Source organism: Pseudomonas sp., assembly GCF_030147005.1.
Taxonomy (GTDB): Bacteria; Pseudomonadota; Gammaproteobacteria; order Pseudomonadales; family Pseudomonadaceae; genus Aquipseudomonas.
Genome location: NZ_JASLAW010000083.1, coordinates 1 through 20218 on the forward strand (window position 1 = coordinate 1; position 20218 = coordinate 20218).

Below are 20218 nucleotides of genomic sequence, written 5' to 3' on the forward strand. Positions count from 1 at the left end.
GCTCCCTCGCCACAGGTTAACGGTTGCCCGCTCTGGCGCTTAATTGACTGGCATTAGGGCTTGGCAGCCCCCGCACATGGAGGGTGATAACGGTCGATAATCGAACACATCCGCCGTGTTCAATTGACCAAACTAACCATCCAGTACATTTTATCTCCACAACCAATAAGAAACTGTGGAGAACCCTCTATGCCACCCATCGTGCCGATGCTTAACGGCTCCAATCTCAACCTGCTCGGTACCCGTGAGCCATTTCGTCATCACTCATTTGTCTCGCCCCTCGCCAAGGCGGCACCATCCGGGTGTGGCAGCCATGGCTACCACTTGGCCCCGGAACACTTCAGCCACTCGTTGAAAGGATGCGCCTGATGAAACCCCGCGTTCTCGCCGGCCTGATCGGCGCCGGCATCCAGGCCTCGCGCACGCCCGCGCTGCATGAACAGGAAGGTGACGCCCAGGGCTTGCGCTACCTGTATCGCCTGATAGACCTGGAAGCGCTGCGCCTGGGCAGCCACGCCCTGCCCGACCTGCTGCGCGCCGCCGAACAGATGCACTTCACCGGCCTGAACATTACCTACCCGTGCAAGCAGGCGATCCTGCCGCTGCTGGATGAATTGTCCGACGAGGCAAAGGGCATTGGCGCGGTCAACACCGTGGTGTTCAAGGACGGCAAGCGCATCGGCCATAACACCGACTGCCTGGGGTTCGCCGAAGGTTTTCGACGCAACTTGAATGATGTGCCACGCCAGCGCGTGGTGCAGATGGGCGCCGGCGGTGCGGGCGCGGCGGTGGCGCACGCGCTGCTGGCGGAGGGTGTGGAACACCTGAGCATTTTCGACGTGGACACCCACCGCGCGCGCGAGCTTGTGGATAACCTCGCCCAGAATTTTGGCGCCGGTCGTGCCCAGGTCGGCGGCCACTTGGCCAACGCCATGGCTGAGGCGGAGGGTCTGGTGAATACCACCCCGATGGGCATGGCCAAACTGCCCGGCACCCCGGTGCCCGCCACGTTATTACATGCCGGGCTGTGGGTGGCGGAAATCGTGTATTTCCCCTTGGAGACCGAACTGCTGCGCGACGCCCGCGCCCTGGGTTGCCGAACCCTGGATGGCGGCAATATGGCGGTGTTTCAGGCGGTAAAGGCGTTTGAGCTGTTCAGTGGCGAGAAAGCAGATGCCGACAGGATGCTGGCGCACTTTAAGAGCATGACCACCTCACCGTAGAAACCGAATCCAAAATGTGGGGTGGCATTGCAGCCGCTCAGGCTTGCAGGTAGCGCAACACCGACTCGCAAATCATGTCGCGATGCCGCTGCTTAATCGCCTCATCCGACAGTTCGATCTGGAAAATCTCGCTGAACGTATGCCGGTTGGAGACGCGGTAAAAACTGAAGGAGTTAATCAACAGGTGAACATCCAACGGCTCCAGCCCTTCGCGAAATACCCCCATTTCAGCGCCTCGACGCAGGGTTTCACCCAGCCCCTCGAGGATTTTGCTGTTCATGGCCTTGATCGTACTGGTGCGTTTGACGTACTCGGCATTGTGGATATTTTCGATGCTGACAATGCGCACAAAATCCACGTTCTGGTCATGGTGATCGAAGGTGAACTCCACCAGCCGACGGATCGCTTCACGCGGTTCCAGGGCCGTGAGGTTCATGCGGGCTTCGGTGTTGCGGATGTCGCCGTAGAGTTTCTCCAGCACTTCGACGTATAGCTGCTCCTTGCTGCCGAAGTAGTAATAGATCATGCGCTTGGAGGTGTGGATGCGCTCGGCGATGGCGTCCACGCGGGCGCCGGCCAGGCCTTGTTGAACAAACTCGACAACGGCTTCCTGGAGAATATTCTCGCGGGTCTTTTCCGGATTGTTCTTGCGACTCTTGCGCGGTGCGTCTGACACGGCAGAGAGATCGGGAGTCAGGGTCATAGTGCGCTCACGGCGTTTTTATGCAGGCCCGATTATGGGCCGAGGCGCTTCCCGAAGGAAGCACCCTCCCGCCGTTATAAACGTGCCTGGCGCATCGCACCGCTGCGCGACTTGGCCATCGCCGCCAGGCGTACCGCCACGTTGGCCGCGCCATAACCGGCATAGCCGTTCTTGCGCTGGATGATCTCGAAGAAAAACCGCCCCTCGAACGCTTCGGTGTAGACATGAAACAGCTCACCGCCCTGGGCGTCGCGGTCGTACAGCACGTTGTAGTACGCCAGTTCGCTCAGGAACTCATCGTCGAAGTCAAAACGTGCGGCCAAGTCGTCGTAGTAATTGAGCGGAATATCCAGCAGCGGCACCCCGGCCTCCTTGGCCCGGCGCACCTCGGCGAAAATATCCGCGCAATCGAAGGCTATGTGGTGCACGCCGGAGCCGCGATAGCTCGACAACGCGTGGGAAATGGCAGTATTGCGGTTTTCGGAAATATTCAGCGGCAGGCGAATCGAACTGCAGCGGCTGCGCAATGCGCGACTTTTTACCAAGCCGTAGGGGTCGGGCAGCACCACTTCGTCATCGGCTTCAAAATCCAGCAAGCTTTTATAGAACAGCACCCAGCTGTCCAGGCTGTCGGCGGGCAAGGCCATGGCCATATGGTCGATGCGCAGCAAGCCGCCGCTGGCGGTCGCGGGTTGCAGGTTGAAGTCGGTGTCGTACAGCCCGCCTTCGCTTCGGTCCACCAGGTAGATCAAGCTGCCATCCGGCGCACGCACGGCGGCCAGTTCCAGCTCATTGGGCCCAACCAGGCCGCGATAGGGCTGGCCCTTGTAGGCCACCGCCCGCTCCAGCGCCTTGGCGCTGTCCTTGACCCGCATCGCCATGGCGCACAGCGACGGCCCATGGGCTTCGAAAAAGTTGTGGGCAAAGGAATAGGGTTCGCAATTGAGGATCAGGTTGATATCACCCTGGCGCATCAGGCTCACATGCTTGGACCGATGCTGGCCGGCCTTGGCGAATCCCAGGCGTTCCAACCACTGCGTCAGCTTGGCGCCGAGGCTTTCATCCACGGCAAATTCGAGGAATTCGATGCCGTCGTATTCGCTGGCCGCCGGGGTCTCGAACAGGATATCCACGGGCGCGGCCGGTTGCTCCGCGGCCAGGCGCTGACGGGTTTTCTCTTCCAGGTACAGCAACGAGCGCAAACCATCCGCCGCGTTGGCCCGCGTCGGTGCGGCGCGAAAGCCATCGTTGAAAATCTCGAGGGACAAGGGCCCGGTGTAGCCACTCTGGATGATCGGTGCGAGAAACCCGGCCAGGTCGAATTCGCCCTGGCCGGGGAAGCAGCGAAAATGCCGGCTCCACTCGAGCACGTCCATGGCCAGGATCGGCGCGTCGGCCATTTGCACGAAGAAGATCTTATCGCCGGGGATCTCGGTGATGGCACGCGGGTCGCCCTTGAGGGACAAGGTGTGGAAGCTGTCGAGCAGCACGCCCAGGCTTGGGTGATTCACCTGGCGCACCAGGTTCCACACCTGCTGCCAGGTGTTCACATGCTTGCCCCAGGCCAGCGCTTCATAGCCGATTCTCAAGCCACGGCGGCCCGCGTGTTCGGCCAGAAGGCTGAGGTCGTCGAGCAAGATGCGTTCATCACCCACGCAATCGGCCGAGGCATTACTGCATACCAGCACCAGATCAGTGCCCAGCTCCTGCATCAAATCGAATTTGCGCTCGGCGCGTTCGAGGTTGCGCGCCAGACGGTCACGGCGGCAGCCCTCAAAGTCTCGAAACGGCTGGAACAGAGTGATGGCAATGCCCAAGTCGGCGCACATCTGCCTGACTTCACGGGGGCTGCCGTCGTAATACAGCAGGTCGTTCTCAAAAATCTCAACGCCATCAAACCCGGCGGCGGCAATGGCTTCGAGCTTTTCCGGCAGAGTGCCGCTCAACGACACGGTAGCGATGGAACGTTGCATGGGGCACTCCCGGCACTTGGTGTTTGTGGCAAATTATTCGCCCCCATCCTACAGGCGGCAATTAAAATGTACGAACCGGTTAGTTTTTGGTGCGATTATCGAACACTATGCCCCTTTAGCGAATTGACGACTTTTTAACCACTGCGCACCATCGACCTTGCACCAAGACCCAGATCACACCATAAAAATTTCAAAGACGGGTACGACCTCATGCCTTCGCAAAACTCCGTCCTGGCCACGCGCCCGGGCACACCGCACGCCGGCATCGGCGACAAGATCCGCGGCGCCCTGGCCGTGGGCAAAACCCGCTGGGGCATGCTGGCCCTGGTGTTCTTCGCCACCACCCTCAACTACATCGACCGCGCCGCCCTGGGCGTGATGCAACCGATTCTGGCCAAAGAAATGAGCTGGACGGCGATGGACTACGCCAACATCAACTTCTGGTTTCAGGTCGGCTACGCCATCGGCTTTGTGCTGCAGGGCCGCTTGATCGACCGGGTGGGCGTCAAGCGTGTGTTTTTCTGCGCGGTGCTGCTGTGGAGCCTGGCCACCGGCGCCCACGGCCTGGCCACCTCGGCAGTCGGTTTCATGGTCTGCCGGTTTATCCTCGGGCTGACCGAGGCCGCCAACTACCCGGCGTGCGTGAAGACCACGCGCCTGTGGTTCCCGGCCGGCGAGCGCGCCGTGGCGACGGGCATCTTCAACGCGGGCACCAACGTCGGCGCGATGATGACGCCCATGCTGCTGCCGTTGATCCTGCACGTGTGGGGCTGGCAGGCGGCGTTTCTGTGCATGTCGGCCCTGGGCGGTATCTGGCTGGTGCTGTGGGGGGTGAAGTACTACAACCCGGAAGACCACCCCACCGTTAAGCAATCCGAATTGGACTACGTGCAACAGGAAGTCGAGCCGGAGCAACCCCGCGTGCCGTTCAGCCGCATCCTGCGCATGCGCGGCACCTGGGCGTTCGCCCTGGCGTACTCGCTGACCGCCCCGGTGTTCTGGTTCTACCTGTACTGGCTGCCGCCGTTCCTGAACCAGCAATACAACCTGGGCATCAACGTGACGCAGATGGGCATTCCGCTGATCATCATCTACCTCACCGCCGATTTCGGCAGTGTGGGCGGCGGCATTCTGTCCTCGTTCCTGATCGGTCGCGGGATGAACTCGATCAAGGCGCGGCTGCTGTCGATGCTGTTGTTCGCCTGCTGCATCGTCGGCGTGATCATGGCGGCCGGCTCCAGTCAGCTATGGGTCGCGGTGTTCGCGATCTCCCTGGCCATCGGCGCGCACCAGGCCTGGACCGCCAACATCTGGAGCCTGGTCATGGACTACACGCCCAAGCACATGATGAGCACGGTGTTCGGTTTCGGCGGGATGTGCGCGGCCATCGGCGGCATGTTCATGACCCAGATCGTCGGCCACATCCTGACCGTGACCCACAACAATTACACCGTGCTGTTCACGCTGATCCCGGCGATGTATTTCATCGCACTGGTGTGGATGTACTTCATGGCGCCGCGCAAGATTCCTGTGGTAGAGGTGTAATCAACGCCGCCGCTGCTGCCAGGCAGCGGCCAACCCGCTCATGCAGATCACCCCGATGCCGACCACGGTGGTCATGTCGGGGGTATGGCTGAACACCAGCCAGCCCAACAACCCCGCAAACACGATCTGGCAATAGCCGAACGGCGCCAGCAACGCCGGCGCCGCGAAGCGGAACGCCTGGGTAAGCATCAGGTGCGCGGTCATTCCGCAGGTGCCCAGCGCCAGCATCATCACGCCGTGCCACAGGGTGGGCACCTGCCAGAAGAACGGCACCATCGCACTCATCACCAGGGTGTTGCACAGGCCGGCGAAGAAGTTGCTGGTGGTGGGGCTGTCGTACTTGCTGAGGATGCGCGTGAGCAGTTGGTAGAAGCAAAAGAACATCGCCGAGCACAGCGGCAGCAGCACCGCCGGGGTGAACAGCTCACCGCCGGGGTGGATGATGATGACCACGCCGATAAACCCGCAGATCACCGCCAGCCATTGGCCACGGGTGACATGCTCGCCGAGCAAGGGCACCGAGAGCGCCGTCACCAGGATCGGCGCGAGGAAGTTCACCGCCGTGGCTTCCGCCAACGGGATGTAATGCAGCGCCGTGGTGAAGAACAGGCTGGTGCCCAACAGGCATAACGCCCGCACCACCTGCATGCCCGGCCGCTTGCTGCGCAGCACGCGCAGGCCCGATTGCGGCAGGAAGATCCCGGCCATGAGCAAGGTGTGCACCATGTACCGCGCCCACACCACCATCACGATCGGGTAGAACCCGGCCAGGTATTTGGACAAGGCGTCGTGGCTGGAGAACAGGAACGTCGCCAGCACAATCAGCAAAATGCCTTTGAAGGGATGGTTGACGCCGGAAAGCGGGGTACTGACAGTCATTGAATTCTCTTGCGTGGCGAGCTGAACACGGGGGCACTCAACCGAAGTAATCTAGCAGCCGGGCAGGCGTCTGCCCCAAGAGCATAACCAAACACCGGGCGAACAGCGCACTAAATCAGCGGATTTGAGTCCAACGCTGCACGCACGCCCCAGCGTTGCACACTTTTTAACCAAGGCCCTGCCGATATGAAAAAAATCCTGTTTGCCCTGTCTGCCCTCGCCCTGCTTTCGGCCTGCGATAAAACGCCGAAAGAAGCCCCCAAGCCCGCCCCCGCGTCCGTGCAGGCGACCCTGGTACCGGAAACGCCACCGACCGATAAATGGGTAGGCAAGTGGATCGGCGTCGAAGGCTTGAACCTGAGCATCGCCAAGGACGACAGCATCGGCCGTGGCCACTACCTCCTTACCATGCAATATGGCCTTGATGCCGATGCTTCCGGCACTTTCAAGGGCGAAGCAACTGCCGACGGCATCGCTTTCACCCGCCCGGACGGCCCACAAACGCTGCGCGCCGGGGATGGCGCAGCCACTGGCCTGAAATGGCTGGCGGATAAAAAAGACTGCCTGATCGTCACCACCGGCGAAGGCTATTGCCGCTGATTACGACCATACTCCATCAATATTTGCCGGACCGTTTATCAAGAGGAATGCCCCATGCTATGGAAAAAAGGCCGACGCAGCGACAACGTGGTGGATGCCCGCGACGGCAGCGGCGGCGGTGGCGGTATGCGCTTCGGTGGTGGCAAGGGCCTGAGCCTCACTGCGATTGTGCTGATCGTCGGCATCGGCTGGCTCACCGGCCAGGACCCTATGCAGATCCTCGGCCAGTTGACCGGCCAGATGGAGCAGGCGCCGTCGGTCAGCACGCAATCACAGTCGCGCCAGGCGCCACCGGCTAACGATGAACAGGCCGACTTCGTGCGCGCCGTGCTGGGCGATACCGAAGACACCTGGGGCCAGGTGTTCCAGGAAAACGGCCTGGCCTACAAGAACCCGAAACTGGTGCTGTTCCGTGGCCGGGTGAACTCCGCCTGCGGTGGCGCCACCTCGGCCAGCGGCCCGTTTTATTGCCCGGCTGACCAGCAGGTGTACCTGGACCTGGATTTCTTCCGGGAAATGTCGCAACGCTTCCAGGCCGCCGGCGATTTCGCCCAGGCGTATGTGATCGCCCACGAAGTTGGGCACCACGTACAGACCCTGCTCGGCATCTCGTCCAAGATCCAGGCCGCGCGCCAGCAGGGTCGGCAGATGCAGGGCGACGGAGGCCTGCTGGTACGCCAGGAACTGCAAGCCGACTGCTTTGCCGGCGTGTGGGCCAACCGCGCGCAAAAACGCCTGAACTGGCTGGAACCCGGCGACATCGAAGAAGCCCTGAACGCTGCCAACGCCATCGGCGATGACCGCCTGCAGCAGCAGGGCCAGGGGCGCGTAGTGCCCGACTCGTTTACCCACGGCACCTCGGCCCAGCGCGTGCGCTGGTTCAAGACCGGCTTCGCCCAGGGCCAGATCTCCCAGTGCGATACCTTTGCGGCCAAGAGTCTGTAATGAATAAGCGCGTGGGGTGGCTGCTGGCGTTGTTGATGCCCTGTTCAGCCTTGGCCGCCGAACACGGCGTCAAGGTGGTCAGCCCCGATCGTTTCCACTTGGACGCGGGCGATCTCAGCCTGGGTGTTAGCCAGGATTGGCGCCAGCCGTTGCCGAAGGTCACTCGCGCGCTGATTATCGTGCATGGCCGCCTGCGCAATGCGCAGACCTACCTGCAAAGCGGTGTCGATGCCGCCGCCCATGCCGGGGTTGGCGGCAGCGTGCTGGTGATTGCGCCGCAGTTTCTCAACCCGTCGGACGTGAAACGCAACCACCTGGATAATCAGGTGCTGCGCTGGAAAGGCAACGATTGGATGGCCGGCGAGCCGTCAATCGGGCCGGGGCAGGTCAGCTCTTATGGCGCCCTCGACCAGATCATCAAACACCTCGGCAACCGCACGCTGTTCCCGGCGCTGAAGGAAATCGTAGTCGCCGGGCATTCAGGCGGTGGCCAGGTGGTGCAGCGCTTCGCCGTCACCGGCCACGAGCACCCATTGCTGAAAACCGAAGGCATCAGGCTGCGTTACGTAGTGGCCAACCCGTCTTCCTACGCCTACTTCAGCCCGCAGCGGCCGGTGCCGTTCGATGCGGCCAGTTGCCCAGGTTTCAACGACTGGAAATATGGCATGCAAAACCTGCCGGATTACGTCGGTGACCAAGGCGCCCAGCAACTGGAACAAGCCTACGTGTCACGCGACATCACCTACCTGCTGGGCCAGCAGGACACCGACCCCAACCACCCGGCGCTGGATAAAGGCTGCGAAGCCCAAACCCAGGGCGCCTATCGGCTGATTCGCGGGCACAACTACGTTGACTACCTCAAGCAGCGCCATCCGCAGTTGGGTCACAGGCTGGTGGAAGTGCCGGGCGTGGGGCACAACGGGGATAAAATGCTGACCTCGCCCGAGGGACGCAAAGCACTGTTTGCCCAGTAGTCACTGACCAAACCGAATAAGAAATGTGGGGGCTGGCTTGCCTTAATGCCAGTCAGTTAAGACAGAACCGGTCCCTGTGGCGAGGGAGCTTGCTCCCGTTGGGGCGCGAAGCGGCCCCAAAAATGGGACTGCTACGCAGTCCAGCGCGAGCAAGCTCCCTCGCCACAGGGACCGGTTCTGTCTTAACTGACTGACATTAGGGCTTGCCCGCGATGATTTCAGCAGCGTCGCAGGATCAGGGCTTGATCACATGCCAAGCGCCACCCTTGCCATCACCGGTCTTGTCCCCGGCCTTCTTGTCATCCTTGAAGGTGTAGACCGGCTTGCCGTCGTACGCCCACTGGCTGGTCTGGTCATCACGGGTGATCACCGTCCATTTGCCTTCGGACTTATCGGTGGACTCGGCCTTCAGCGGCGGCCAGTTGGTCGCGCACTGGTCATTGCACATTGATTTTCCGTCGGCATCCTTGTCGAAGGTGTAGAGCGTCATGCCCTTGTGATCCACCAACATCCCGTCTTTCGTCATCGCAGGTTCTGCGGCAAAAGCCAGGCCCGGCAGCGTCAACGCGGCCGTTACCAGCAGGGCTTTCCAGGAAATCGTGCTGTGAGTCATCGGAACCTTCCTTTTGTGGTTGTCAGGATTCGGACCCATAGGGTAGTCCAGAGTGCCGTGAATTGCCCAAGGGACTAAATTACTGTCACACGACTGCAATAATTCCGTTATCTAATGCGGCGCAAGACAGTTAAATGACAAAGAGGATTTTTGAGCATGGTTGGCAGGAGCATTCTGATTGTTGACGACGAAGCGCCCATTCGCGAGATGATCGCCGTTGCGTTGGAAATGGCCGGCTACGACTGCCTGGAGGCGGAGAACTCCCAGCAGGCCCATGCCATTATCGTCGACCGCAAGCCGGATCTGATCCTGCTCGACTGGATGCTGCCCGGCACTTCCGGTATCGAACTGGCCCGGCGCCTCAAGCGCGATGAACTGACCGGGGATATCCCGATCATCATGCTCACCGCCAAGGGCGAAGAGGACAACAAGATCCAGGGCCTGGAAGTCGGCGCCGATGACTACATCACCAAGCCTTTTTCCCCGCGAGAGCTGGTAGCGCGCCTCAAAGCCGTACTGCGCCGAGCCGGCCCGACCGATGGCGAAGCCCCTATTGAAGTCGACGGCCTGATTCTGGACCCGATCAGCCACCGAGTGACCATCGACGGCAAGCCGGCCGAAATGGGCCCGACCGAATACCGCCTGCTGCAGTTTTTCATGACTCACCAGGAGCGCGCCTACACTCGCGGCCAACTGCTGGACCAAGTGTGGGGCGGCAACGTGTACGTGGAGGAGCGCACCGTGGACGTGCATATCCGCCGCCTGCGCAAAGCCTTGGGCGATGCCTATGAGAATCTGGTACAAACCGTGCGCGGCACGGGCTACCGGTTTTCCACCAAGGGCTGAGCCGGCCGCCTCCTGACTTAAGCTGACAAGGACGCATGTTCAAGTGAACCAAAACTGGCATGGCACCCTGATTCGCCACATGCTCCTGCTGATCACCGGTTGCCTGCTGGCCGGACTGATCAGTGGTTATTACGGCTGGAGCCTGGCTATCGGCATCGCGCTGTACCTGGGCTGGACCCTCAAACAATTGCTGCGCCTGCATGAATGGCTGCGCCAGCACAAACCCGACGAAGCACCCCCCGACGGCTACGGTTTGTGGGGCGAAGTGTTCGACAGCATTTACCACCTGCAGCGCCGCGACCAGCGGGTACGCGGGCGCCTGCAAGCGGTGATCGACCGGGTACAGGAATCCACCGCCGCGCTCAAAGACGCGGTGATCATGCTCGACAGCGACGGCAACCTGGAATGGTGGAACCGCGCCGCCGAAACCCTGCTGGGCCTCAAGACGCCCCAGGACAGCGGCCAGCCGGTGACCAACCTGGTACGCCACCCGCGCTTTAAAGAGTACTTCGAGCAGGACAACTACGAAGAAGCCCTGGAAATCCCCTCGCCCACCAACGACCGCGTGCGTATCCAGCTGTACCTGACGCGCTACGGCAATAACGAGCACTTGATGCTGGTGCGCGACGTGACTCGCATCCATCAGTTGGAACAGATGCGTAAAGACTTCGTGGCCAACGTTTCCCACGAGCTGCGCACGCCGTTGACGGTGATCTGCGGCTATCTGGAGACGCTGCTCGACAATGTCGACGAGATCAACCCGCGCTGGAGCCGCGCCCTGCAGCAAATGCAGCAGCAAGGCTCACGCATGCAAACCCTGCTCAACGACCTGCTGCTGCTGGCCAAGCTTGAGGCCACTGACTATCCGTCGGACAACCACCCCGTGGCCGTGCAGAGCCTGCTCCAGACCATCAAGAATGACGCCCAGGCCCTGTCCGGTGAGCGCGGCCAGCACATTACCCTGGAAGCCGATCCGCTGGTGCTGCTCAAGGGCAGCGAGGGCGAGTTGCGCAGTGCGTTCTCCAACCTGGTGTTCAATGCGGTGAAGTACACCCAGGACAAGGGCCATATCCGCATCCGCTGGTGGGCTGACGAACACGGCGCGCACCTGAGCGTGCAGGACTCCGGCATCGGCATCGACGCCAAGCACCTGCCGCGCTTGACCGAACGCTTCTACCGCGTCGACTCGAGCCGCAACTCCAACACCGGCGGCACCGGCCTGGGCCTGGCGATCGTCAAGCACGTGCTGCTGCGCCATCGCGCCCGCCTGGAGATCAGCAGCGTGCTGGGGCAAGGCAGCACGTTTACCTGCCATTTTCCGCCAGCGCAGGTGACCCGTTCGCGGCTCGTCGGGAATGACGAATAACTCAAACACAGTACAACACCAACTGTAGGAGCGCGCATTCCAGGCCCCGCCCGGCAGCAACCACTAGGCAAGCGCCCCGTCAGCCGCTACATTGGCCGACTTGCGCCTGCCTTTCAGGCCCGTCATCCCCCCCTTATTGAACATACGGAACCTGCAAAACCCCATCATGGACCCTTCCCCTGGTATCACCCTCGCCACACTCTTCGCCGATTTCGGCATGATTCTTTTTGCACTGGTCCTGGTACTGCTCAACGGTTTCTTCGTTGCGGCGGAATTTGCCATGGTCAAACTGCGCTCCACCCGCGTCGAGGCCATCGCCCACACTAACGGCTGGCGCGGGCAGATCCTGCGCACCGTGCACAGCCAGCTCGACGCTTACCTGTCGGCCTGCCAGTTGGGTATCACCCTCGCCTCCCTGGGCTTGGGCTGGGTCGGTGAGCCGGCCTTTGCTCATATCCTTGAGCCGTTGCTGGGCGCCGCAGGCGTCGAGTCGCCGGAAGTGATCAAGGGCGTGTCGTTCTTTGCCGCCTTCTTCGTGATTTCCTACCTGCACATTGTGGTCGGTGAGCTGGCACCCAAATCGTGGGCCATTCGCAAGCCCGAATTGCTCTCGCTGTGGACTGCCGTGCCGCTCTACCTGTTCTACTGGGCGATGTACCCGGCGATCTACCTGCTCAACGCCAGCGCCAACGCCATTCTGCGCATCGCCGGCCAGGGCGAGCCCGGCCCGCATCACGAACACCATTACAGCCGCGAAGAACTCAAGCTGATCCTGCACTCCAGCCGTGGCCAGGACCCGAGCGATCAAGGCATGCGCGTACTCGCCTCCGCCGTGGAAATGGGCGAACTGGAAGTGGTGGACTGGGCCAACTCACGGGAAGACCTGGTCACCCTGGACTTCAACGCACCGCTCAAGGAAATCCTCGCGCTGTTCCGTCGCCACAAATTCAGCCGTTACCCGGTGTATGACGCGGTGCGCAACGAGTTCGTGGGCCTGTTGCACATCAAGGACCTGCTGCTGGAGCTGGCGGCCCTGGACCACATTCCCGAGTCGTTCAACCTGGCCGAACTGACCCGCCCGCTGGAGCGTGTGTCGCGCCACATGCCGTTGTCGCAATTGCTGGAGCAGTTCCGCAAAGGCGGCGCGCACTTCGCCCTGGTGGAAGAAGCCGACGGCAAGATCATCGGCTACCTGACCATGGAAGACGTGCTGGAAGTGCTGGTGGGCGATATCCAGGACGAACACCGCAAGGCCGAACGCGGCATCCTCGCTTACCAGCCGGGCAAGCTGCTGGTGCGTGGCGACACCCCGCTGTTCAAGGTAGAACGCCTGCTCGGCATCGACCTGGACCATATCGAAGCCGAAACCCTGGCCGGCCTGATCTACGACACTTTGAAACGGGTGCCGGAAGAGGAGGAAGTGCTGGAGGTTGAAGGCCTGCGGATCATCATCAAGAAGATGAAAGGGCCGAAGATCGTGCTGGCCAAGGTACTAATGCTGGATTGACAGCAGGCATGCGCTCTCAACGTGGGAGGGGCTTGCCCCCTCCCACATTGGTTGGTCATTCTGGATCACGCACCCGGCACGAAGTGCTTCTGCGCGGTGCCGCGCGCGATCAGGCGGGAGATGTAATCCAGCTTCTGCGCATCCTGGTCGATAAACCGGAAGGTCAGCTGCAGCCAGTCGCTGTCGGGCTTGGGCTCGAAGGCAACGATCGCATGCAGGTAGCCATTGAGGCGCGCCACTTCCGCGTTTTCGCCTTGTTCAAGGTCCAGCACCGCGCTTTCCAGTACCTGGGGCAAGACCTCACCGCGACGCACCACCAACAACGCTTCCTTGATGCTCAGCGCCTTGATCACGCATTGCTGGGTGCCGCTGGACAGGCGCAACTGGCCCTGGCCACGACCGCCGCCAGGCGAAGCGGCCGGGGCGGCGGCGGCAGGCGCGCTGTTGAGCAGACCTTTGCTCGGGGCCGCCACTGGCGCCGACTTGATTGCTTCGGGCTTGCCACCGGTCAGCGCGCTCAGGGAGTCGTTGCCGAAGGCCGAGTTCATCTTGGTCGGCGCGCTGGCGATCAACGCGTCGAGGCGGCCGATCTTGTGCAGGGCCTGTTTGACCTTGTTCAGCAACTGCTCATTGGTGAACGGCTTACTGACGTAACCGGAAACACCGGCCTGGATCGCCTGCACCACGTTCTCCTTGTCACCGCGGCTGGTCACCATCACGAATGGCATAGCCTTCAGGTGGGGTTGCTCGCGGCACCAGGTCAACAGCTCAATGCCGGACATCTCCGGCATTTCCCAGTCGCACAGCACCAGGTCGAAGGTCTCGCGCATCAGAATGGATTGCGCCTTCTTACCGTTCACCGCATCTTCGATCTTGATCCCGGGGAAGTAATTGCGCAGGCACTTCTTCACCAGGTCGCGAATAAACGAGGCGTCATCCACCACCAACACACTGACTTTACTCATCGACCCTTCATCCTATAAAACCTTGGCTGGCAGCACGCCAATGATGGCACTTTGCCAAAAATCTGCAGTCACGTTAGGGCTTATTAACCCCCATCCGCAATAAATTCCGCTCGCCAAGAACGAAAACGCCCGACCAATGGCCGGGCGTTAATTTCTCGGGCAACCTTACTTATCGTCAGATTCGCCCGGAACATTAGGGATAAGATCAGCGCTGCCTTCAACTTCGGCTTTCATGCGCTTGAGGCCCATGTGCCGAACGTCGGTGCCGCGCACCAGGTAAATCACCAACTCAGAGATATTGCGCGCGTGGTCGCCGATGCGCTCCAGGGAGCGCAGTACCCAGATGATGCTCAAGACGCGCGAGATAGAGCGCGGGTCTTCCATCATGTAGGTGGCCAGCTCACGCAGGGCGGTCTTGTATTCGCGGTCGATGACCTTGTCGTACTGGGCCACCGACAGCGCCAGGTCTGCATCGAACCGCGCAAACGCGTCGAGGGCATCACGCACCATGTTGCGCACCTGGTCGCCGATATGGCGCACTTCCACGTAGCCGCGTGGTGCTTCGCCTTCTTCGCACAATTGGATGGCGCGGCGGGCGATCTTGGTGGCTTCATCGCCGATACGCTCGAGGTCGATCACCGATTTGGAGATGCTGATGATCAAGCGCAGGTCGGAGGCCGCAGGCTGGCGGCGCGCGAGAATGCGCAAGCATTCTTCGTCGATGTTGCGTTCCATCTGATTGATCTGGTCATCGATCTCACGCACTTGCTGGGCCAGGCCCGAGTCGGCCTCGATCAGCGCGGTGACCGCATCGTTGACTTGCTTCTCCACCAGACCGCCCATCGCCAGGAGGTGGCTGCGCACTTCCTCAAGCTCGGCGTTGAACTGCGCGGAGATGTGATGGGTAAGGCCTTCTTTGCTAATCATGTTGGCGTCCTTGGAGCGTCCGGTAAGGTGCGGAGAACCGCAGCGTCAGTGCAATCAGAACCACGGCTTCCTAGCCATAGCGACCGGTGATGTAATCTTCGGTCTGCTTCTTCGCCGGATTGGTGAACAGGGTGTCGGTATCGCCAAACTCCACCAGCTTGCCCATGTACATGAACGCGGTGTAGTCGGAAACACGCGCGGCCTGCTGCATGTTGTGGGTCACGATGACGATGGTGAACTTGGACTTGAGCTCGTAAATCAGCTCTTCGACTTTCAGCGTCGAGATCGGGTCGAGGGCCGAGCACGGTTCGTCGAGCAACAGCACTTCAGGCTCCACGGCGATGGTGCGGGCGATCACCAGACGCTGCTGTTGGCCGCCGGACAAACCGAGGGCCGACTCATGCAGACGATCCTTGACCTCGTCCCACAGCGCGGCACCCTTGAGCGCCCACTCCACGGCTTCGTCGAGGATGCGCTTCTTGTTGATGCCCTGGATGCGCAGGCCGTAGACCACGTTTTCATAGATGGTCTTGGGAAACGGGTTGGGCTTCTGGAACACCATGCCCACGCGGCGGCGCAACTCGGCCACGTCTTCGCCCTTGCGGTAGATATTGGTGCCGTAAAGGTTGATGGCGCCTTCCACACGGCAACCGTCCACCAGGTCGTTCATGCGGTTGAAGGTGCGCAGCAGCGTAGACTTGCCGCAGCCCGACGGGCCGATGAAGGCGGTCACGCGCTGCTTGGGGATGTTCAAGCTGACGTCGAACAGTGCCTGCTTGTCGCCGTAGTAAAGGCTCAGGCCCGGCACTTCGATGGCCACGGTTTCCTGGGCCAGGCTCAGGCTCTGCTTGTCGCGACCCAGGGCAGACATGTTGATGCCGTGGGAATGGGTTTCGTGTTGCATGGTCTCACTCCGTTCGTAGCTGCGAGCTCTTAGCTGCAAGCTGCAAGATTTGAGCAAAAGCGGCTTGTAGCTTGCCGCTTGTGGCTAATAGCTTTAGCTGTCCAGCGCCTTGTACTTCTCGCGCAGGTGGTTACGTATCCACACCGCCGACAGATTGAGCGTGGCGATCACCACCACCAGCAGCAAGGCGGTGGCGTATACCAGCGGCCGCGCCGCTTCGACGTTGGGGCTCTGGAAGCCGACGTCATAGATGTGGAAGCCCAGGTGCATGATCTTCTGGTCAAGGTGCAGGTACGGGTAGTTGCCGTCCAACGGCAGCGACGGGGCCAGCTTCACCACGCCTACCAGCATCAGCGGAGCCACCTCACCGGCGGCACGGGCCACGGCGAGGATCATGCCGGTCATCATTGCCGGGCTGGCCATCGGCAGCACGATCTTCCACAACGTTTCCGCCTTGGTCGCGCCGAGTGCCAGGGAACCTTCACGCACGGTGCGAGGAATCCGCGCCAGGCCTTCTTCCGTCGCCACGATCACTACCGGCACCGCCAGCAGCGCCAGTGTCAGCGAGGCCCAGAGCAGGCCGGGCGTGCCGAAGGTCGGCGCCGGCAACGCTTCGGCGAAGAACAGGCGGTCCACCGAGCCACCCAGTACGTACACGAAGAAGCCCAGGCCGAATACGCCGTAAACGATCGCCGGTACGCCCGCCAGGTTGTTGACCGCGATGCGGATAATCCGCGTCAGGGTGTTTTGCTTGGCGTATTCACGCAAGTACACCGCCGCCAGCACACCGAAAGGCGTGACGATCATTGCCATGATCAGGGTCATCATCACGGTGCCGAAGATCGCCGGGAAGATCCCGCCTTCAGTGTTGGCTTCCCGTGGGTCGTCGCTCAAGAACTCCCAGACCTTGCTGAAGTAGAAGCCGATCTTGGTCATCGTCCCCATGGCGTTCGGCTGGTAGGCGTGCACCACTTTGCCGATGCCGATTTCGATTTCCTTGCCGTTGCCGTCGCGGGCCGTCAGCGCGTCGCGGTTGAACTGGGCATGCAGGTCGGCCAGCCGCGCTTCGATGTCCTGATAGCGGGCATTCAGTTCGGCACGGTCGGCGTCCATATCGGCCTGGGCGGCGGCGTCGAGCTTGCCTTCCAGTTCCAACTTGCGCCCGTGCAGGCGCAGGCGCTCCAGCCCGGCGTTGATCGCGCCGATATCGGTTTTTTCCAGGCTCTTGAGCTGGGCGGCGAGCGTGTTGACGCGTTCCACGCGCGCTTGCAGCTCCGGCCACGCGGCCTCGCCTTCGGCGATGATCTTGCCATCCTGCTTGACGTTGACCAGGGTGCCGTAGAAGTTGCCCCACTCACGCCGCTCGATGGCCATCAACTGCACCGGTTTGGTCTGATCCTTCAACCATTCTCCGACGATCCAGGTGAAGTCATTGCCGTTCAAATCGCGGTTGCCGACCTTGATCAGCTCGCGGGTCATGAACTCCGGGCCCTCATCGGGCACCGGCAGGCCAGCGCTTTTCAGGCGCTCGCGCGGTACTTCTTCTTTCTGCACCACTTCGCCGATGACAATATGGTTGGCCTGGCCCGGCACGTTGTAGCTGGCCTGGATCAGGTCAGCCGGCCAAAAGTGACCCAAACCGCGCACCGCAATCACAGCCAGCAAACCAATGGTCATGATGACCGCGATGGACACCGCGCCACCGCTGATCCAGACGCCGGGGGCGCCGCTCTTGAACCATCCATTCAGGGAGTTCTGTTTCACAGACTTCTACCTTTCTTAAAGCGACGAGTATTTCTTGCGCAGACGCTGACGAATCAGCTCGGCGAGGGTGTTCATGATGAAAGTGAACAGCAGCAGCACCAGCGCCGAGAGGAACAGCACGCGATAGTGACTGCCGCCCACCTCCGACTCGGGCATTTCCACCGCGACGTTAGCCGCCAACGTGCGCAGGCCTTCGAACAGGTTCATCTCCATCACCGGCGTGTTACCGGTGGCCATCAGCACGATCATGGTCTCGCCCACTGCGCGGCCCATGCCGATCATCAGGGCGGAGAAGATGCCCGGGCTGGCGGTCAGGATCACTACGCGGGTCATGGTCTGCCAAGGCGTGGCGCCCAGGGCCAGGGAGCCCAGGGTCAGGCCGCGCGGCACACTGAACACGGCGTCTTCGGCGATGGAGTAGATGTTCGGGATCACCGCGAAGCCCATGGCCAGGCCGACTACGAGGGCGTTGCGCTGGTCGTAGGTGATGCCCAGGTCGTGGGAGATCCACATGCGCATGTCGCCGCCGAAGAACCAGGTTTCCAGGTACGGGCTCATGTACAGCGAGAGCCAGCCCACGAACAGGATCACCGGGATCAGGATCGCGCTTTCCCAGCCGTCGGGAACGCGCAGGCGGATCGATTCTGGCAAACGGCTGAACACAAAACCGGCCACCAGGATGCCGACCGGCAACAGCATCAGCAGGCTGAAAATCCCCGGCAAGTGCCCTTCCACATAGGGCGCCAGGAACAGGCCGGCGAAGAAGCCGAGGATCACCGTCGGCATCGCTTCCATCAACTCGATCACCGGCTTGACCTTGCGGCGCAGACTCGGGGCCATGAAGTAAGCCGTGTAGATCGCGGCGGCTACAGCCAGCGGCGCGGCGAGGAGCATGGCGTAGAACGCGGCTTTGAGCGTACCGAAGGTCAGCGGCGCCAGGCTCATCTTGGGTTCGAAGTCGGTGTTGGCGGCGGTCGATTGCCAGACGTATTTAGGCTCGTCGTAGTTCTCGTACCAAACCTTGCTCCACAGCGCGCTCCAGGATACTTCCGGGTGCGGGTTGTCGAGCAGCAGCGGTTGCAGCTTGCCACCGGCCTCGACGATCACGCGGTTGGCCCGTGGGGACATGCCGAACACCCCTTGGCCGTCGACCACTGGGTCGACCAGCAAGGTGCGGTGCGCGGTGCTGTGGAACACGCCGAACTGGCCGGAAGCGTCGAGGGCGGTGAAGCCTTTGCGACGTTCCTCAGCCGTGATTCCCACAATTGGCGCGGTGCCCATCTGGAAAGTACGAATTTGCTTGAGGCGCTGCTCGCCATCCGGGTCACGGGCCATGAACCACTGGGCCAGACCACCCTTGGAGTTGCCGACGATCAGCGAGATGCCGCCCACCAGCTGGGTGCTGGCGGTAACCTCGGTGTTGCCGTCTTCAAGCAGTTTGTAGCGACCGTTGAGGCTCTTGTCGCGCAGGCTGAACACATCGGCCAGGGCGCGACCGTTGATCACATACAACCATTGCTGGCGCGGGTCGATGAAGATCGCCTTTACCGGCTCGGTCATTTGCGGCAGTTCGACGCGCTTCTGCTCGCTGGTGACTTCGCCGGTCATCATGTTTTCTTCGCGACTCAGGGTCAGCACATTCAAGTGCGAACCGGCCGAGCCGGCCACCACCAGGGAAGTATCGGTGGCATTGAGCGCGACGTGCTCCAGCGGCCGGCCGGCCTCATCCAACACAATCGGCGTTTCGCCGTAAGGGTATTCGATCGCAGGGCTGATGGTTTTCTTGCCGTCCGGGTAGGACACCTTATAGGTGTGGCGGAACACCATGGACTGGCCGTTGGACAAACCCAGGATCACCAGCGGGCTGCCCGGTTGGTCTTCACCGATGGACTCAACGCGGGTATTGGCAGGCAGCGGCAAGTCAACACGCTTGAGTTCAGCGCCGGTGTCGACGTCAAAGAACAGCGCCTGCCCCTTGTCGGAAACCCGCATGGCGACTTTGTTCTGTTCTTCCAGAGAAATCAGCAACGGCTTGCCGGCGTCCTGCATCCAGGCGGGCGTCAGCGCGTCTTCCTTGGTCAGCGAGGCGCCTTGAAACAGTGGCGCAACCACATAGGCCAGGAAGAAGAAAATCAGGGTAATGGCGGCCAGCACGGCGAGGCCGCCGACCAGTACATACCAACGGGTGAAGCGATCCTTGAGCGCGCGAATGCGGCGCTTGCGTTGCAGCTCAGGCGTATTGAAGTCAATGCGCTTGGGGGGAGAAGTCGTCGTCATGGTGGAATTGGCCAGATCATTCATGCGCACACCCTAGCGGTCCTGTATGACAGAAAGATGACAATGCAGTGACGCAGGAAATCCGCCGCGAAGCAGGGCTGGCAGCGGATAAAAAATTAGAAGTTTCTGTAGGAGCGAGCTTGCTCGCGAAGATCGTCAACGATAACGCGCCGTTTCTGAATAACCGCGGCGCCCTATCGTCTTTCG

At 61.3% G+C, this 20218-nt stretch carries 17 protein-coding genes and 1 pseudogene; 9 read left to right on the forward strand and 9 right to left on the reverse strand.

Going from position 1 to position 20218, the window contains the following annotated elements; all coding sequences use genetic code 11:
• Positions 1–222: 222 nt before the first annotated feature.
• Together Q1V60_RS07790 and Q1V60_RS07795 are read left to right on the forward strand one after the other, a co-directional pair.
• Positions 223–369, forward strand: a pseudogene (locus Q1V60_RS07790) (type II 3-dehydroquinate dehydratase); the annotation flags it as partial.
• Positions 366–1223: a shikimate dehydrogenase gene (locus tag Q1V60_RS07795; protein WP_300628990.1), complete on the forward strand. Its 858-nt coding sequence runs from the start codon at positions 366–368 to the stop codon at positions 1221–1223. The pseudogene Q1V60_RS07790 and the gene Q1V60_RS07795, both read left to right, overlap by 4 nt.
• 37 nt (positions 1224–1260) lie before the next feature.
• On the opposite strand, the gene Q1V60_RS07800 is transcribed toward Q1V60_RS07795, so the two are convergent.
• Positions 1261–1926 carry a TetR/AcrR family transcriptional regulator gene (locus Q1V60_RS07800; RefSeq protein ID WP_300628965.1) on the reverse strand — a complete coding sequence of 222 codons (666 nt, stop codon included), beginning with the start codon at positions 1924–1926 and terminating at the stop codon, positions 1261–1263.
• 74 nt (positions 1927–2000) lie between these two features.
• On the reverse strand, positions 2001–3899 hold the full coding sequence (quiC, locus tag Q1V60_RS07805) for a 3-dehydroshikimate dehydratase QuiC (protein ID WP_300628967.1): 1899 nt from the start codon (positions 3897–3899) through the stop codon (positions 2001–2003).
• A gap of 210 nt (positions 3900–4109) precedes the next feature.
• Between quiC and Q1V60_RS07810 the strand changes: the two genes are divergently transcribed.
• Positions 4110–5444, forward strand: coding sequence for an MFS transporter (locus Q1V60_RS07810; RefSeq protein WP_300628968.1), 1335 nt, complete (start codon positions 4110–4112; stop codon positions 5442–5444).
• Here Q1V60_RS07810 and Q1V60_RS07815 read toward each other — a convergent pair whose 3' ends face one another.
• Positions 5445–6323, reverse strand: a complete 879-nt coding sequence (locus tag Q1V60_RS07815; protein ID WP_300628970.1) for a DMT family transporter — start codon at positions 6321–6323, stop codon at positions 5445–5447.
• Between the two features lie 186 nt (positions 6324–6509).
• Between Q1V60_RS07815 and Q1V60_RS07820 the strand changes: the two genes are divergently transcribed.
• The 3 genes from Q1V60_RS07820 to Q1V60_RS07830 are packed head-to-tail and all read left to right on the forward strand — an operon-like array spanning position 6510 to position 8842.
• A complete protein-coding gene (locus Q1V60_RS07820) occupies positions 6510–6923 on the forward strand; it encodes a lipoprotein (protein ID WP_300628972.1) in 414 nt (137 codons plus the stop codon).
• Positions 6924–6977: 54 nt separating this feature from the next.
• Entirely contained in the window at positions 6978–7868 is an 891-nt protein-coding gene (locus Q1V60_RS07825) for a neutral zinc metallopeptidase (protein ID WP_300628975.1), read from the forward strand.
• Positions 7868–8842, forward strand: coding sequence for an alpha/beta hydrolase (locus tag Q1V60_RS07830; protein WP_300628977.1), 975 nt, complete (start codon positions 7868–7870; stop codon positions 8840–8842). Before Q1V60_RS07825 ends, Q1V60_RS07830 begins: the two co-directional genes overlap by 1 nt.
• 235 nt (positions 8843–9077) lie before the next feature.
• Here the strand turns inward: Q1V60_RS07830 and Q1V60_RS07835 are convergent, their stop codons facing one another.
• Positions 9078–9455, reverse strand: coding sequence for a hypothetical protein (locus Q1V60_RS07835; RefSeq protein WP_300628980.1), 378 nt, complete (start codon positions 9453–9455; stop codon positions 9078–9080).
• A 156-nt stretch (positions 9456–9611) separates the two neighbouring features.
• Between Q1V60_RS07835 and phoB the strand changes: the two genes are divergently transcribed.
• From phoB to Q1V60_RS07850, 3 genes are all read left to right on the forward strand, one after another.
• Positions 9612–10301, forward strand: a complete 690-nt coding sequence (gene phoB / locus Q1V60_RS07840) for a phosphate regulon transcriptional regulator PhoB (protein WP_003195617.1) — start codon at positions 9612–9614, stop codon at positions 10299–10301.
• Positions 10302–10380: 79 nt separating this feature from the next.
• A complete protein-coding gene (gene phoR, locus Q1V60_RS07845) occupies positions 10381–11667 on the forward strand; it encodes a phosphate regulon sensor histidine kinase PhoR (protein ID WP_300628991.1) in 1287 nt (428 codons plus the stop codon).
• A gap of 166 nt (positions 11668–11833) precedes the next feature.
• Positions 11834–13174: a hemolysin family protein gene (locus Q1V60_RS07850; RefSeq protein WP_057726098.1), complete on the forward strand. Its 1341-nt coding sequence runs from the start codon at positions 11834–11836 to the stop codon at positions 13172–13174.
• A 65-nt stretch (positions 13175–13239) separates the two neighbouring features.
• On the opposite strand, the gene Q1V60_RS07855 is transcribed toward Q1V60_RS07850, so the two are convergent.
• From Q1V60_RS07855 to Q1V60_RS07875, 5 genes are all read right to left on the reverse strand, one after another.
• Positions 13240–14139 (reverse strand): response regulator, encoded by a 900-nt coding sequence (locus Q1V60_RS07855; protein ID WP_300628984.1) that lies wholly within the window; start codon positions 14137–14139, stop codon positions 13240–13242.
• A gap of 165 nt (positions 14140–14304) precedes the next feature.
• Positions 14305–15066: a phosphate signaling complex protein PhoU gene (gene phoU / locus Q1V60_RS07860; protein ID WP_057726096.1), complete on the reverse strand. Its 762-nt coding sequence runs from the start codon at positions 15064–15066 to the stop codon at positions 14305–14307.
• Positions 15067–15136: 70 nt separating this feature from the next.
• Positions 15137–15970 (reverse strand): phosphate ABC transporter ATP-binding protein PstB, encoded by an 834-nt coding sequence (gene pstB / locus Q1V60_RS07865; protein ID WP_300628987.1) that lies wholly within the window; start codon positions 15968–15970, stop codon positions 15137–15139.
• Between the two features lie 93 nt (positions 15971–16063).
• Positions 16064–17734 carry a phosphate ABC transporter permease PstA gene (gene pstA / locus Q1V60_RS07870; protein ID WP_300628989.1) on the reverse strand — a complete coding sequence of 557 codons (1671 nt, stop codon included), beginning with the start codon at positions 17732–17734 and terminating at the stop codon, positions 16064–16066.
• 15 nt (positions 17735–17749) lie between these two features.
• A complete protein-coding gene (locus Q1V60_RS07875) occupies positions 17750–19783 on the reverse strand; it encodes an ABC transporter permease subunit (protein WP_300628992.1) in 2034 nt (677 codons plus the stop codon).
• Between the last annotated feature and the right edge of the window lie 435 nt (positions 19784–20218).

Bases quoted from the DNA above. Each gene is read 5' to 3' on its own strand.
- Q1V60_RS07820 (WP_300628972.1), top strand. From the start codon at position 6,510: ATGAAAAAAATCCTGTTTGCCCTGTCTGCCCTCGCCCTGCTTTCGGCC.
- Q1V60_RS07850 (WP_057726098.1), top strand. From the start codon at position 11,834: ATGGACCCTTCCCCTGGTATCACCCTCGCCACACTCTTCGCCGATTTC.
- Q1V60_RS07830 (WP_300628977.1), top strand. From the start codon at position 7,868: ATGAATAAGCGCGTGGGGTGGCTGCTGGCGTTGTTGATGCCCTGTTCA.
- Q1V60_RS07815 (WP_300628970.1), bottom strand. From the start codon at position 6,323: ATGACTGTCAGTACCCCGCTTTCCGGCGTCAACCATCCCTTCAAAGGC.
- phoR (WP_300628991.1), top strand. From the start codon at position 10,381: ATGCTCCTGCTGATCACCGGTTGCCTGCTGGCCGGACTGATCAGTGGT.
- quiC (WP_300628967.1), bottom strand. From the start codon at position 3,899: ATGCAACGTTCCATCGCTACCGTGTCGTTGAGCGGCACTCTGCCGGAA.
- pstB (WP_300628987.1), bottom strand. From the start codon at position 15,970: ATGCAACACGAAACCCATTCCCACGGCATCAACATGTCTGCCCTGGGT.
- Q1V60_RS07835 (WP_300628980.1), bottom strand. From the start codon at position 9,455: ATGACTCACAGCACGATTTCCTGGAAAGCCCTGCTGGTAACGGCCGCG.
- Q1V60_RS07800 (WP_300628965.1), bottom strand. From the start codon at position 1,926: ATGACCCTGACTCCCGATCTCTCTGCCGTGTCAGACGCACCGCGCAAG.
- Q1V60_RS07875 (WP_300628992.1), bottom strand. From the start codon at position 19,783: ATGCAGGACGCCGGCAAGCCGTTGCTGATTTCTCTGGAAGAACAGAAC.
- Q1V60_RS07810 (WP_300628968.1), top strand. From the start codon at position 4,110: ATGCCTTCGCAAAACTCCGTCCTGGCCACGCGCCCGGGCACACCGCAC.
- phoU (WP_057726096.1), bottom strand. From the start codon at position 15,066: ATGATTAGCAAAGAAGGCCTTACCCATCACATCTCCGCGCAGTTCAAC.
- Q1V60_RS07855 (WP_300628984.1), bottom strand. From the start codon at position 14,139: ATGAGTAAAGTCAGTGTGTTGGTGGTGGATGACGCCTCGTTTATTCGC.
- phoB (WP_003195617.1), top strand. From the start codon at position 9,612: ATGGTTGGCAGGAGCATTCTGATTGTTGACGACGAAGCGCCCATTCGC.
- Q1V60_RS07825 (WP_300628975.1), top strand. From the start codon at position 6,978: ATGCTATGGAAAAAAGGCCGACGCAGCGACAACGTGGTGGATGCCCGC.